The organism is Roseibium aggregatum IAM 12614, from assembly GCF_000168975.1.
Taxonomy (GTDB): domain Bacteria; phylum Pseudomonadota; class Alphaproteobacteria; order Rhizobiales; family Stappiaceae; genus Roseibium; species Roseibium aggregatum.
Genome location: NZ_AAUW01000031.1, coordinates 35,879 through 49,369 on the forward strand (window position 1 = coordinate 35,879; position 13,491 = coordinate 49,369).

The following is a 13,491-nucleotide window of genomic DNA, read 5'->3' on the forward strand; positions in this document are numbered from 1 at the left end:
TGGGACAACTAAGGGTCGAAAATTCTAGACTCGCTTGACGAATTGATGCCAGATGAAAGCATATGACATGCTGAGGGGGCATGGGCATGCGGCGATGGCTAGTCGTATTGGCGGTGATATTGGTGACAGTGGTCGGTGGGGCATACCTTGCAGACGTCAGGGTGTTTGTAGTCCAGCCAATTGGCGCTGTGCCTGAGGGCGTTACTGTCGTCGTGACCGGATCACCAGGCTTACGCTTCATCGATAGCCCTGATGCCTTCTGCCAGCGGGAGCAGGGCTACATAAACTTGCTGTGTCGCGGCATGATCGCCGGCCGTGTTGCTCAGAATGGCACTGTTCTTCTGCGTCTACCCTATAGCAGCTTCCTTTATAGTCTCAGCGGCGCTCCTCAGGTGGATCGCTAGGATGAGCCGAAACTTCAAGGGCAGCAAAGACACTGGACGTAAGCTCAATGCGCTGCGCCAGTATCTACAGGCCTATTCGATCGCATTGCAGGACCAGGGATTTGCCACGATCTACATCGACGCGTTTGCCGGCTCGGGTACGCGTACGGAAACGGTTCCTGCCCTACCGTTGTTTGGGCGCGATAGCCCCGAGGAGTTGAAAACGCCTGGGTCTGCACGCATTGCGCTCGAGGTCAACCCGCCTTTCCACACACTGGCTCTCTTTGAAGCCGACCCTGACCGATTCAAACAGTTGAGCCAGCTGCGCGCTGAACATCCAGACCGCAAAGTTGTTCTACGGCACGGCGACGCAAATGACTTCGTTCGGAGGCTCTGCAAAGGCGTACCATGGCACGCCAAGCAAAGCGGCCTAAAGGGCATGCGTGGCGTGGTTTTCCTTGACCCCTATGGAATGGAAGTCGAGTGGAAGACTGCGGAAGCCATAGCCGCCACCGAAGCCCTTGATTGCTGGTATTTCTTCCCCCTGTCTGGCCTATATAGGAATGCTCCTCACAACCCGACCAAGCTAGATGCGTCAAAGCAGGCATCCCTCGATAGAGTGCTGGGAACCACCGACTGGAGGCAGTGCTGGTACGATCACTCAATTGCACCGGAGACATTATTCGAAACAGAAAATGAGGCGATTGTCAGAGCCGACGTCGACGCGATCGAGGTCTATGTCGCTGAGCGACTCAGATCAATATTCAAGGGTGTCGTGTTGCCTCCTATGAGACTTCGGCACAACAGTGGGGCGCCATTGGCGTCGCTGTTTTTTGCTATGTCAAATCAAAGCAAAAACGCCGTCGACTTGGGGACGAGGATCGCCGGTCATATCCTCAACTCAGCTAAAGTCGGCATCTCGTCATAAGTTCTGCCGCGCAGTTCGCGTCCAGTCGCCTTCTTATTGATGCCACCCCACTGCTTGAAGAAGAACGCAGTGTCGGTCTTGCGGCAAGCGGCTTCGACCTCATCCACCCACGCCGGTTTCATCGGACGCGAGCCCGGGCCAGACTCACCGCCGACGATTGCCCAGTGGATGTCCCGGAGGTCAGCGCCGACAACGGAGTCGATCAACGGCTCAAATGATACGAAGCGTAACACCGCCGGCACCCGGCGTAGGTCATCGAGCCGGCCAAGCGCTCGGCCATCTTCCACACTCGTGCCCAGCCAAACGTTCGGTAGAACGGGGAAATCACCTTCACAAAGCACTTCGGCCATGCGCTCCGGCCGTTTCGTCAGGATCTGATAGGTGTGCCGCGGCGTCTGTTGCATCGTCGACCACAGCTCGCGGATGAAATCGGTCGGCACATCTACATGGAAGAGGTCCGACATCGAATTCACGAAAACTCGGCGGGGCTTTGTCCAAGTGTGCGGAACCGAAAGAGCCTTGCGGTCAAGCACGATGTTCCCGGTCCATTTCGCGCGGCCACCGCTCTTCTGTGTGGTGCCGGCATATTTTTCGACACCCATGGCCTCAAGACGGGCGGCCATGCGCATAGCGTAGCAATTAGTACAGCCGGCGGTGAGGATGGTGCAGCCCGCCACCGGGTTCCACGTCGAGTCCGTCCATTCGATTGCAGTGTCTGCCATCCGCACGCTCCTATCTGCGAAATATGGTAATAAAAAGCGCTTAACGTTAGATGGACGATCCAAGGGGTGAGACAGTTTGAACGTTTGCAATTAGCTTAATTGAAAAAGATCGTGTGCCCCCTCCTGCCCCCTAGCCGATGAGCCGGCTCCAACGTGAGCGGTCGGTAAACATGTGCGCCCCCATTTCGGCCGTTTGCGATCCGATCTCAAAAGCAGTCGTTCGCATTATGCAAGCTACCTCGAAATATCGCGGATATGCGAGCGTCAGCCTTTAGGAAATCGTGATGCCGCAGTTTATCCGACCCAACGACCGCTCAGAACCGCCTTCGCCAAGAGCATGACCCGTCCTATAGAGATAAACCACCGATTGAATGCAGCGCTGAAGGAAGCGTTACGCGGGGTTGGTATTATTATGCCTGATCCGTTTAAGGCATCGAGAATAAAACCTAATGCGATGAGGTGACGATGCAACTAATGATGGGCGGCATAAACGGCAACTATCTCACCAACATCACGCTGCAGGCGACAGCTGAAACGCAAGAAGTATTGGCAGCGGTCGCCTATTCAACAGAAATGGACCTCTTGTTTGACTGGTGTTGGGATAATGGCATTCCTCTCAAGTACTACGGTCGCCTCGACGAAGGCGTAGCCGTCAGGCCATCTATTCTTTCGGCGTTCCTCTCCCGACAGTCGGCACGTTTCCAGTGTCGTCTTGTTCAGCATCACCATGCAAAGGTCATCTGGTGGAGAGAATACGGCCTCTACATCGGTTCTGCGAACCTGACTGCGAGCGCTTGGTATAAGAATGTTGAGGTCGGATGTTTCTTTCCGGAAGCCGAGATCAACGAGGATATGGCTGCAGATATCCTCGACCTGTTCGATGTCCTCGACCGCAATTCCAGCCCACTGACGGACGAGCTGCTAGCGGTGATGCTGAAACGCGCAAAACAGATAGCTAACTCGAAACCGGTGTCCGACGAATTCTGGAAGAGCCCTAGTTTCAATACGTGGTCAGGCCTCGTTCAGACCGGAAAGAAAAAGGCAAGTGACCGCCGACGTGAATCGTTCCTCAAGGAGTGGCATTCAACCCTGCAACAGCTTCGGGACATTGGAAATGTAGTCAGCGCGCCGGAGAATAAGCCGTCCTGGATCAACGCTGACGCCCCCGCTGGCGCCCAGGGTGACCAGTTCCTGCATGCTCATTATTACCAGCGCACCTTTGATGGACGCAGAGCCAATTACGCGGACTTCTTCGAACAAAACAAGCAAGATCGCGACGCCGCACTTCGCGAAGCTATCAATTGGTGGCGCGACCTGGCTACGGCTCCTTCAGACGAAGACATCATGTTGAACACCACGGCGCCTATGCTTCGTGCCGCGCTCACCTCAGAGGCAATCGACGAGATGGGCTATGATGGCTTCCGTGAGATTTGCATGGGTACACATGCCATCAAGGACTATGCGCGACGCGTGCCCAATAAAGCGGTGGGCCTCCTGGAAGACGGCACGAAGTATAAAATCCCCGAAAAGGTAGATGCACTTTCGAAGCGCATATGGAACGACAAGTCCGCAGGTGGTCGAAGCGTGCAGCAGCTGCTTTTGTTCATTCTTTATGGCGGGCCGGAGGCGCAGTTACCGGAGCGACTCTGGACCTCTGTTTATGACCCAAAGTGGAAGATCGAAGGATTAGGCGTCAGTGCCTTGGGCGAACTCGTCGGCTGGGCGCTGCCTGATCGTTTCCCACCTCGAAATGGTCGGACGTCGAAGTCGCTCAAATCGCTAGGATATGACGTCACAGTCCATGTCGGCGGATAGCCAAAACGAACGTTCAATCCGCTTCAGATGATACCCAGATTGCTTGACCACAGCTGAGAGAACGCTGCGGTGCAGATACACGAGAGCATTTGAAGGTTAGCTTATGGTCGAGGGTTACCCTCAAGCTGTGTAAGTGTGATGTCGCTTAAGTAGCTTGCTCGTCCGCAAGCTGCCAGTCTCCGTACGCCACCCGACACGTACATACAATGCTGCGCAGGCCGTTTGGCTGCCGTCAGAGTGTGATGCAGCATTTTGCAACTGCATCGCCTACTTTTCCTCAACGTTCAGACTGGCTACAGGTTGCTCATGGCATATTTTTTCTTGGACGATAGCAAGCATCACACTCGAGGATTTTCCCTTGCGGCCTTCGCCATCTGCGAAACCGACCCACAGGCCGAACTAACCTCTGTTTTGCGTGAAAACGGGTTTGACCCATCTGTTTACGAGTTCAAGTCGTCTGCGCCGATTAAAGACAATCCCGGCCAACAGAGACTCCGTAATCACCTAAAATGGTTTATTCGGAGAAACTGCAAGATCGCTGTCTGCGTCGTCGAAGGGGACAGAAACATTGGTCCCGCTTCCCTACGTTTGCTTCAAAAAGCTATCGCGCACAAACGATTCAAAGGGCAGCGACACGAGGTCTATTTTGACCAAGGACTGTTTTCTTCAAGGCAAACGGCGCAGAGAATTGCAAGCGAGTGCGTGGGCCTGGAAAAATGCAGTTTTAATTTCGAGCAGGATTCAAGGTCCGTTGCGGGCATTCAAGTTGCTGATCTGGTAGCCCACTTATGCGGGACACTGCTATTGGATGCGCTGGGGCATATCGATAAGAAGGTGAAGATCAAGAATTCAGGCTATCCGCAAGACCTGGATATCGAGTTGGGTTTCGAACTTTGGGCCGACTTACGCTATGAATTTTTGAGCGTAGCCAAGCCAAATCCTGACGATGAGTTTGATATGTCAGTTGTCGCTGTAGAGCCTCATGGCCTGTTCATTCACGAGAGCGTTAGTGAACCGGTTGCGGAAGCTGCGCGCAAGCGATTTGGCGAAATGTATCTCGGCTGCATCCACTGAGTTTGGCAGCGGCCGCCCGGTCGGGTGATCACGCGTAACGCAAATCCGCCAATCGGATCACGGCCAGCGCGCTATCACCATAAGGCGGCTCGCACTGACCTTGTCCGGAGAAACTTCGCACCAATGGTCTTACGCCGCCCTCTTCCCCTCCCTCAACTTCGCCCGCATCCGGAACGCCGTCCTCTCCGACACCCCGGCCTTCCGCGCCGCCTGCCTGGCACTCACCCCATTTTCCAGCTCGGTGATCAGAACCCGACGCGCCTGCGCCATCGGCCCGCTCGCCCCCAGCGGGATCACGATATGCCGCGCGCCGGCTTCGCGGTGCTCTGCCGAGAGCGTCCGGAAATACTCGCAGATCAGATCCGCCGCCTCGCGGCCGACCGTTTGCACCAACCAGTGATCATCCTCAGCGCGTGCCGGTATGTTGATCCTGGTCCCGCCCACCTGATCGGCTATGGCGAGCGCTGCCGGGATACCGGCAACGTCTGCGATTTCACCAAGGACACCAGGAAGAAGGTCATCGTGCATCGGACGGGCTCCGTTCTGACTGAGGAAAGCCGCAAACGGGGCGGTCCCGATTGCGATGCCAGAACGTTAGCGGACGGATGACAGGTGTCAGGGCTGACGATCGTCAGCCATAGCCGATGAATTCACGAATTTGGGAGTGACTTGACCGTATCAGACCGGATTTCAGGGCGCCAGATGACAATTGCAGTTGAGGTTGGGGAGCAGGATCAAAATTAAACGGGCATTAAACAGCACAGAGCGCCTTCAATAAATTTCATAGGGCGTTGAACGTCTGCACTCTCAAGCGGCCTCCTCGGCGATTTTTTCGGGGGTGTTTGTCTGCAGGCACAGTGCTGCCTTTTAGCCGGCATTTGCCAGATCCAGAAAATCAAGGCATCTTTGTTGAGTGACGGCGCAAAGTCGATGGTGCCGGTCAAATGCGACCGCGAGGGGTCACGTCCTCCCGTCACTTACCTTCCCCCTCACCTGCAGGAACAACTCGCCCTGGCCATCATCGGCGGCGCGTCGGCGCGCGCGCATACGGAATGCCGCCCGCTCTGAGACCCCGGCACGCCGGGCAGCTTCTCTGGCACTGGTGCCAGCTTCCAGTTCCCGGGCCAGGCGCTGACGGGCCTTAGCCAGGCAGCCGGTGGGGCCGCGGGGAATGATCACATGACTGGCGCCGCTCTCCTGGCCATCTGGCCTCAGAATACGGAAGTGGTCGCAGATCCTGTCAGCTGCGTCCCGGCCAACCGTCTCCACCAGCCAATGCTGATCATGTGCCCGTGCTGGGATAGAGACCCGCGTGCCGCCGACCCGCTCGGCAATGGCCAGGGCAGCCGACAGCCCGACGATCCTGGCGAGATCGCCGAGCAGGCCCGGGAGCTCATCATTCACCGCTTACATGTCCTGAGCAAAGTGCCCAGGGCGTTCATCGCAGATATCCAGTCGGCAGATGTCTGCTGAGACACGTCTGTGTGCCCGCTGCGCTCAAGAAGATAGGCCGTCAGAGTGCTGACTGGCGTGCGATCCCGTTTGACCAGTTCCGACCAGATGTGACGGCACACCTGGAAACGATGGTCGTTGTGAAGAGCCGGCTGGTTATGATCCCTGGTGAAGAGATCAGGGTTGCCGGTTTCCCTGCGGATCCAGAGTTTCAGGGCATCGAGTGCCTTGTTGGCGTCCGCCGGGTCCTGCAGGAACCGGTGATGGTCCAGTCCGGTCTGCCGGCGCAGGAACGCGACCATCGCCTTGTCGGACCGCTCATTGACGACCCCGAGATTATAGCCGGCAATCCAGAGCGCCTGCAGCTTCTTGGCAAAGGTCCCGGCGACCGTCTGACTGACTTGCCTGGGAGCAATCGCTTCAAGCGCGGAGATCACCTTGAGCTGTTCAACCTCGCTCATGCCTTTCGATGACCGCTTGCCGGTCTCCCGTTCCAGGATGTCCCGATAGGTGTCATCGTCGAGCCGGGCTTTGGATTTCAGGACATGGATCTTGGCGAGTGCGGTCATCGGCTCTCTCCCTGGCGTTTGGCATCGGCTTCAGTGGCGATCGCGTCGAGTTCCAGCAGGGCAGCATCGGCACGCTTGAGATAGCGATGGCGCTTCTTCTCCCAGTCGAGCCGTGTGTCGACTTCCTGAACCAGGTGATCGTCGATCGGCGTTCGCGTGACCGGCATATGCTCCAGCGTCATGGTCGTGGCGATGTCCTCGGGATAGGAGGTTTTGAACAGCGCAAAGGCTATGCGTTCGCGGTAACTCATGGGCTCAATCCTTGTAGGGCAATGGAACCCGGTGGGGCTGACCGGCGGCACCGGCATCGCCGAGCGGCTCAGGTCTGCGCCGGGCTTGAAGTTCATGTTTCAGAAGATTGGTGGTCGCCTGCTTCAATTCCTTGGTCAGATCGGGCCGGCAGTGCAGGCGGTAGCGGGCCCGATTGGCTTTGCGCAAAAGATGATCACGCCGTTCGCGCAAAGCCTTGGTCTCACCCAACTCAGAAGCTTCCGGATTGGCGAGGCGAGACATTTCTATGCGGCCTTGGCCAGATCGATGGTGATCGCCTGCCAGTCCGCATCCGGCTGGTCCCGCCGATAAAACCGCACATAGCTCTTGGAACCAGTGATCCGCATGGCATCCTTCAGCGCCGTCATCGCCCGCTGCCAGCGCTCGTCCTCGATCTCCAGGCGCATCAGCATGAAGATCTCTGATTTGTTGATCTGACCTTCTTTGTCGGTGTTGAAGGCGCGGGTGACGATGGAGCGGATTTCCGGGCGGCTGTCAGCGGCCCATTCATTCAGGCATTCGTCGATCAGGCTCTTGGCGATCTGGATCTCCGGGCCGAAGTCGATGAAGTCGGAGACCTGCACCTGGACCTTCCGGCAACCGTCGACAGTCTGGAAGGTGGTGTTGCCTTTCTTGCCACCCTTCTGGGAGTCGTATTCCTGGGCAAGCAGTGCGGTCAGGCTCAGGAGATCGGCAAAGGTGTGATTGCGGAAGCGGCTGATCTGCGCGGATAGCTCTTCAGCAAAGCCGACAATCTTGCGCACGGTCTCGTCTTCGAGCTTGTGTTGAGGTTTGACGTTTTCCAGCGGCACCAGGTTGCCCTTGGCATCGCGCATATAGGACTGGCCGTTGATCATCTCGACACCGTCAACCGGCTCAGACATCGCCTTGTTCGGAGAAACTTCCATGTTCAATGTCCTTTTGCAGTCTCGTTAAACGCAGAACAAAAAGGCTTAAGCCGCGCCGTCGTCGTCGAAACAGCTCCGCGGAATAGGGGCGGCCGTCTCAGGGGCTTCGGCCGGAATGGGCCGGCGGGCGATCGGGAACAGCGCGATCTTTGGATCGGACAGATCGATGACCACCGGCCGCTGGACGCGGGAGTTCTCCAGGTGCCAGGCAATGGAAACGCAATCGTCGAGGACTTTCTCGACCTTTGCGGTGGTTTGTGCCGAGAGGGTCAAGACGCCCTTTGCATCTTTCCACTCGTTCAGCTGGCGCGAGAGCATGCGCAGGTCAGTGCTAAGCATCATGAGATCCTTTCAGGCGGGAGTGCGGGCAGCCGTCTCGGCAGGCGCGGTAGACTTTGGATCGGGTCGAGTTGGTGACGGCGCGGGGTTTGGCTTGCCAGTCGAGGCATATGTGCCGGCCGATCCCACCAAGGACCGGACAGTCGACGGTTGAACCCATCAAGGCTCCCCTCACCTTCTCCTCAACCTTGGTGAGATCCCCCGGATATTTGTTGCCGAGAGTCTGGCTGATCGTGGTCGGCGAATAACCAAGCCGCTGCGCGCAGGCATTCAGCCCCTTGGCCGATGCCAGCCGGGCAAGCTCGGCGATCCAATCGGGCGGCGTGCCGCCCCATGCAGCTTCCGCCTTTTGAACCATGGTCGAGGAAGCACTCATGCGGCGCACTCCTCTGCCAAAGGAGCGCCCATGATCTCCTTGCGGTTCGGGTCGTAGACCATTTTGGTCTTCAGGATTTTTGGCGGGTTCGGACCGGTGTTCATGGAGGGCTTCAGCCGACATATGCCCTGCACCTTGTTGCTGCTCTCCCGCAGCACGTGCAGGTATCCGGCTCGGTTCAGATGGGTCACATACCGCTTTGCTGTCTCGCGCGGGATCTCGACGTCCGGCGTTGAGGCGGTGACAGCCAGCTCAATGAGCGAGAAGCTGGGAAGTGCCCGCATCGCGTTCCAGATCTGAAGCTGGGCGAGCCCCTGCCTGCCGAGCGTGCCATCCCGGTTGACGATCGGCGCCAGGGCCTGGCGTTTGAGCAGCCGATAGACGTTGTAGAGCGAGTGTCCGGCACCACGATTGACCTGGACCCGCTGCTCAAGCATTTCCAGAAAGCCAGCTGCATGGAGCCGCTTGATGTAGTCGGCGACCGCGTAGTCGTCCCTGTCGTTCGATCGCAGGGCCACTTCATGCATGGTGAAATGCTTGTTGTCCTTGCCCAGATCCTTGATCACGCTCCAATAGTGATCGTGGCCGCGGTAGATCGGTTTGCCGCTCGTGACCTTCAGTTCCATCTGGATCGACATCACGCAGCCCTCCGAATGCGGCGTGGCGGCTCACCGGTGAAAAACCAGCCCTGTTCAAAGGAGCCTGCGGAAAAGCTGTCTTCGCCAGTGCTGCGGGCGTGTTCGATGATCCGGTTCAGGTTGACGTGAATGCGCCGGGCCTTGCCGGCAGACTTCTCGACAAGCAGGTCAACCAGGTCATCGGAGATGGAAAGCGCAGGACAGAACAGGTTCGCCAGGGCGCGCGCATCCTCATGGTCGCAGGGCTCTGCCGGCACCCAGTCCAGGACCCGATTGTGAACCCGTTCCACCTGGAGGATTTTCCCCGGCAACTGCTCTTCGCCAATCAGCACGATCGGTGCCTGGCTGTGCTCGTGGATTTCCCGGACGAGCTCCAGCATCCCCTTGTCGGCCAGCTTGTCGGCTTCATCGATGATCAAGGGGCGGTTGAAGTCATCACCGAGTGCCATGATGGCGCATTCGCTCATGTGGGCGATCGTGCCGCGCGGTTCCTGGTTGGCTTCCCGCAGAATGTTTTGCAGCAGGGATTTCTTGGTCCAGCTGTCGCCAACCTCGACCCGAAGCGCTCCAGTGATGTTCTGGACATAGAGCGCGGCATAGGTCTTGCCGTAGCCGGAATAGCCATGGAAGACGCCAAGGCCCGGCAAATGCGGTCCGCGGGAGCGCAGGGTTTCGACAAGGGTCAAACATCGGGCAACGTTCTTGAGCGCGGCCAGCCCGCCGGCGCTCGGCGCACGATTGACTGCAGGGTCTGCATTCGTCATTCTTCAGTCCTTCAAACTTGAATGTCGGGCCTCGGAAGTTGCAGCTTTCGGGGCCTTTCTCTTGCCCAGGCTTACGCGGGCGGTACACGGCCTTCGCGCTTTTGCCCCTCCTGCCAGAGAAGTTCCGCGCTCGGTATTCGGGGCCGGCCTGATAGCCGGTGAGCCAGAGAGCGTCCTGATTACTCAGGGCCTCCCCCTTGGCGATCCGCGCTTGGAAGCGCTTGGCGCGAGCGAAGCGATCTTCTGCGGTTTCTTTTTGTCGGATGGGCTGCACTTTGGCTGAGCGAGCGGATGAAGTGCCAAGCTGAGCCATCATCTTCTGCTCGGCTTCAGACAGCGGCTTGGGTGTGCGCTTTGCCTTCACGGCCGCAGCAGCCTGTGTTTTTGCCGTCTCGTGTTTTTCGGTGAGTTTGGGAAAACTCAGAATGTCGGCATTGGACTGATAGGCAGCGCGCTGTGCTTCAGCGACGGTGCGCGGCGTAATCAATCGTTTCTGTTTGCGAATGTCGGCGAGCGCGCCGTCTTCAAGCGCCTTTTGTTTGGCGCGGACCTGGGCGATTGTTGCGGCCGGGTCCAGACCGGCAAGCATCGGATTGACCGCCTGGCCGAGATAGGTTTCTCCATCGGGCTCAAAGAGCCAGACCCGGCCGAGATCTTCAGGGTCGTGGCGGACAAGAACATCCCGGCCAGGCATGACATCGCCGGTGTAATAGAACTCACCGTCGATCCGGATGCCCTGATTGGTGACACGGCGCTTGCCATCCTGGCCGGCAACGGGCGCCAGCAGAACATCGAGTGCTGCCAGATCACCGACAGCCCGGATTGGGCCGGACCAGCGGGCAGCGACTTCAAACGGTGTCTTGCGCTTCAGGCCTTCGTGCGGTGTGTGAGCATATTGCTCCTCAGTCCATCGATCCGCTTCGCGTTGGAGCTCAAGGGCGGAAAGCGTGACGTTGAAGAGCTTGGCATCGTCCGTGCCGAGCCGCGCTGAGAACGCCTTGCGCGCTTCAATGATCTTGCGATCGGCAACCGAGTGGCCAACAAACCCCGGCAGGGTCGCGGCGCAATCGCGCTGGAAGGTGCCGATCACCCGCTCGACCGTTCCCTTTTGCTCAGGCGAATAGGGCGCCGAAAAATCCTGCTCGATGCCAAGGGCGTCCAGCAAACGAATCGTTGCATGGGCTGAAAAATCCGAGCCGTTGTCGGTCTTGATCAGTTCCGGCACGCCCCAGGCAATGAGGCATTTGCGGATCAAGAGGCCAACGGCGGAGGCGCGCGGTGTGCTGGTAACGAGAATGATGGTGCGCCGGGAATAAAGATCAATCGCAACATAGATGTTCATGCGCCCGTCCGTGGTCATGACATCCGACGGCGAGGCATCGATCTCCCAGCGCTCGTTGAGCCGATCGACACGGTTGGCGCCGGAAGCCGCAAACCGGACCTTAGACTTGTAGGCATCCGGATCGGTGATTTTGAGAAGCGCGTTCCTATCCTGCTCTTTCCACGTTTTAAGAGCGTTTTGAAACGTCCTTAAAGGCGGCATTTTCTTGCGGACCTGGCCCTTGGCGGTTTCCACCAGAACCGTTTCGCCGAACTTCGCGATCGCCGTGGTTCGGATGTGTTTGGCGGAGAGAAACTGATTGGAGACATAGAGCGCCAGACAATAGGCCCGCAGCTCTCCACCCTCGGCCGTGTCGAGAACCCCTGTGCCCTTCCGGGCTTTTGAGGGATCGTGCGCTAGGCGGTTGATGTCTGTGCGCATGTCCTTGCGCCAGCGGGCAAGCGTGCGACCAGAAAGGCGTTTAACCAGGTGCCTGACCCATTCGGGAACCGGAACCTTGCCGTCCTCATAAAGCTCGGCGAAGAGATCATCAGACGGGCTGGTGGTCAGCTCGCAGCTTTTCTTGAAGCGATCGGCGATTTTCAGGACAACCAGCTTGGCGTCGCGCGTGTTGCGCTCGCGCGTCGTCAGATCCCGGCTCGTTTCTGTCCGATAGTCTTTTTGCTCGATCCGCACAAAGGTGGCGGCATAATCGAGCCGCTGCGTATGGGGCAGAAGGTTCATGTGGTACTCGAGCCCACCGCCCCCTTCCCTGCCCTCGCGCTTGCGGGCAAGCCGGCTGTCCGCCCAGTGTTCGCGCGCGGCTATCAACTGCACACCACGCTTGGATGTCGGAAAGCCTTCAAGCCTGAGATCAGCGATTTCCTGGGCGGTCAGCCAGAGTTTCATTTGGCACTCCGGATCTGCATCTGGAGCGTTTTCTTGCGTGTGGCGACCATGCGCTCATGGTCTTCGATCAAGGCCAGCTCAATGACGTTCTCGTATTTGCGCGGAACAACCGCCATGTCGAAGTCTTCGGCGATGAACCCGAGAAGCTCGGTTTTGCCTGTGGCATGGATCAGCGCCAGAAAGCGTTCGACCGTGATGTTGTTTCCGGTCTTTGCTTCCGAGGCATAGGCCTCCAGCATGTCTTTTGTGACCTTGTGCCCAAGCCGCTCGCTCATCAGCCCGGCAACCGTCACCCGGTCCTTGCCGCATTCTTTGAGCGCTTTGGCGATCGCACGGCTGATCCGCGACGCAAGCCGGTTACCGGAGATCGTTCCCGGCTCAAAACCCACCGACACTTTTGGTGGCTTCCACCCGGTGAACATGTCGATGGTGAAATCGTCGCGCGGCGTTTTCCTAGCCATCGAGCCAGCCCTCCCGCTTGACCAGTTCGACGATCTCCTTGCGGTGGAGCTTGAAGACCACCATCCGGCTTGCTCTCGGGAGCTTGCTGAGATTGTCGCAAGCGGACCGCAACACCCGATCGGTGGCAGTTTCCGGGTCGCGACCATCGAGCAACAGCAAAGCGTCCGAGATTGATTTGGCCTTGGGCAATTCACCCAGGATGAGGTCCAGGACCTTGCATTGGACTTCGGCGTCAAGGTCCGCGAGCGCTTTCAGGTCGGATTGTTTTTCGGCGAAGGGCGTGCCTTTGAGGCGTTCGCGGGTTTGCGGGGAAAGGCCTTTGAAGATGGCGACCGCAATTTGAATAGAACGTGGTGTGAGCCCGGTGGTTTCTGCGGCATTCTGGCAGAACGAAAAAACTTCGTTCTGCCTCTTTTGGCCACCGGTGTGCTGATTTCCGCGCCTGCCGCCATTCTTAGTTTCCGGGTGGAGTACCTCATAAACCCGCTTCAACTCGCTCAGCGCTTCGCACCGCTCAAGAGCGTTGAGATCCTTGCGCCCGAGGTTCTCCAGGATCTCGTG

At 58.1% G+C, this 13,491-nt stretch carries 16 protein-coding genes and 1 pseudogene; 3 read left to right on the forward strand and 14 right to left on the reverse strand.

All coding sequences use genetic code 11. The features are described 5' to 3' along the window. Positions 1-405: 405 nt before the first annotated feature. On the forward strand, positions 406-1,311 hold the full coding sequence (locus SIAM614_RS28845) for a three-Cys-motif partner protein TcmP (RefSeq protein ID WP_006940106.1): 906 nt from the start codon (positions 406-408) through the stop codon (positions 1,309-1,311). Here the strand turns inward: SIAM614_RS28845 and SIAM614_RS28850 are convergent. Beyond that, positions 1,272-2,033, reverse strand: coding sequence for a DUF5131 family protein (locus SIAM614_RS28850; protein ID WP_006940107.1), 762 nt, complete (start codon positions 2,031-2,033; stop codon positions 1,272-1,274). The two genes, SIAM614_RS28845 and SIAM614_RS28850, sit on opposite strands and share 40 nt — an antisense overlap. Positions 2,034-2,498: 465 nt before the next feature. On the opposite strand from SIAM614_RS28850, the gene SIAM614_RS28855 reads away from it, so the two are divergent. Further along, positions 2,499-3,848 carry a phospholipase D family protein gene (locus SIAM614_RS28855; protein WP_157140156.1) on the forward strand — a complete coding sequence of 450 codons (1,350 nt, stop codon included), beginning with the start codon at positions 2,499-2,501 and terminating at the stop codon, positions 3,846-3,848. Between the two features lie 306 nt (positions 3,849-4,154). After that, positions 4,155-4,922: a DUF3800 domain-containing protein gene (locus SIAM614_RS28860; protein WP_006940114.1), complete on the forward strand. Its 768-nt coding sequence runs from the start codon at positions 4,155-4,157 to the stop codon at positions 4,920-4,922. A gap of 129 nt (positions 4,923-5,051) precedes the next feature. Here SIAM614_RS28860 and SIAM614_RS28865 read toward each other — a convergent pair whose 3' ends face one another. The 13 genes and pseudogenes from SIAM614_RS28865 to SIAM614_RS28925 form a co-directional block, all read right to left on the reverse strand. Further along, entirely contained in the window at positions 5,052-5,450 is a 399-nt protein-coding gene (locus SIAM614_RS28865) for a hypothetical protein (RefSeq protein WP_006940116.1), read from the reverse strand. 432 nt (positions 5,451-5,882) lie between these two features. Then, positions 5,883-6,326: a hypothetical protein gene (locus tag SIAM614_RS28870; RefSeq protein ID WP_006940118.1), complete on the reverse strand. Its 444-nt coding sequence runs from the start codon at positions 6,324-6,326 to the stop codon at positions 5,883-5,885. After that, a complete protein-coding gene (locus SIAM614_RS28875; protein ID WP_006940120.1) occupies positions 6,323-6,943 on the reverse strand; it encodes a regulatory protein GemA in 621 nt (206 codons plus the stop codon). The genes SIAM614_RS28870 and SIAM614_RS28875 overlap by 4 nt, the downstream gene beginning before the upstream one ends. Then, positions 6,940-7,194, reverse strand: a complete 255-nt coding sequence (locus tag SIAM614_RS28880) for a hypothetical protein (protein WP_006940122.1) — start codon at positions 7,192-7,194, stop codon at positions 6,940-6,942. The genes SIAM614_RS28875 and SIAM614_RS28880 overlap by 4 nt, the downstream gene beginning before the upstream one ends. 4 nt (positions 7,195-7,198) lie before the next feature. Then, positions 7,199-7,456: a hypothetical protein gene (locus SIAM614_RS28885; protein WP_006940124.1), complete on the reverse strand. Its 258-nt coding sequence runs from the start codon at positions 7,454-7,456 to the stop codon at positions 7,199-7,201. Positions 7,457-7,458: 2 nt separating this feature from the next. Then, the gene (locus SIAM614_RS28890) at positions 7,459-8,121 is read right to left on the reverse strand and encodes a DUF3164 family protein (protein WP_006940126.1); all 663 of its coding nucleotides are present in this window, start codon (positions 8,119-8,121) and stop codon (positions 7,459-7,461) included. 45 nt (positions 8,122-8,166) lie between these two features. Further along, positions 8,167-8,460, reverse strand: coding sequence for a hypothetical protein (locus tag SIAM614_RS28895; protein WP_157140157.1), 294 nt, complete (start codon positions 8,458-8,460; stop codon positions 8,167-8,169). Next, complete coding sequence (locus SIAM614_RS28900) at positions 8,453-8,836, reverse strand: hypothetical protein (RefSeq protein WP_006940130.1); 384 nt, start codon at positions 8,834-8,836, stop codon at positions 8,453-8,455. Before SIAM614_RS28900 ends, SIAM614_RS28895 begins: the two co-directional genes overlap by 8 nt. After that, positions 8,833-9,474, reverse strand: coding sequence for a hypothetical protein (locus SIAM614_RS28905; RefSeq protein WP_006940131.1), 642 nt, complete (start codon positions 9,472-9,474; stop codon positions 8,833-8,835). Before SIAM614_RS28905 ends, SIAM614_RS28900 begins: the two co-directional genes overlap by 4 nt. Further along, positions 9,474-10,238, reverse strand: coding sequence for an AAA family ATPase (locus SIAM614_RS33215; RefSeq protein ID WP_040441436.1), 765 nt, complete (start codon positions 10,236-10,238; stop codon positions 9,474-9,476). Before SIAM614_RS33215 ends, SIAM614_RS28905 begins: the two co-directional genes overlap by 1 nt. A 619-nt stretch (positions 10,239-10,857) precedes the next feature. Then, positions 10,858-12,468 (reverse strand): annotated as a pseudogene (locus tag SIAM614_RS33220) (DDE-type integrase/transposase/recombinase); the annotation flags it as partial. After that, the gene (locus tag SIAM614_RS28920) at positions 12,465-12,929 is read right to left on the reverse strand and encodes a hypothetical protein (RefSeq protein WP_040441437.1); all 465 of its coding nucleotides are present in this window, start codon (positions 12,927-12,929) and stop codon (positions 12,465-12,467) included. The gene SIAM614_RS28920 and the pseudogene SIAM614_RS33220, both read right to left, overlap by 4 nt. After that, the coding region (locus SIAM614_RS28925) for a hypothetical protein (RefSeq protein ID WP_006940138.1) at positions 12,922-13,491 on the reverse strand (570 nt) is incomplete at its 5' end. The genes SIAM614_RS28925 and SIAM614_RS28920, both read right to left, overlap by 8 nt.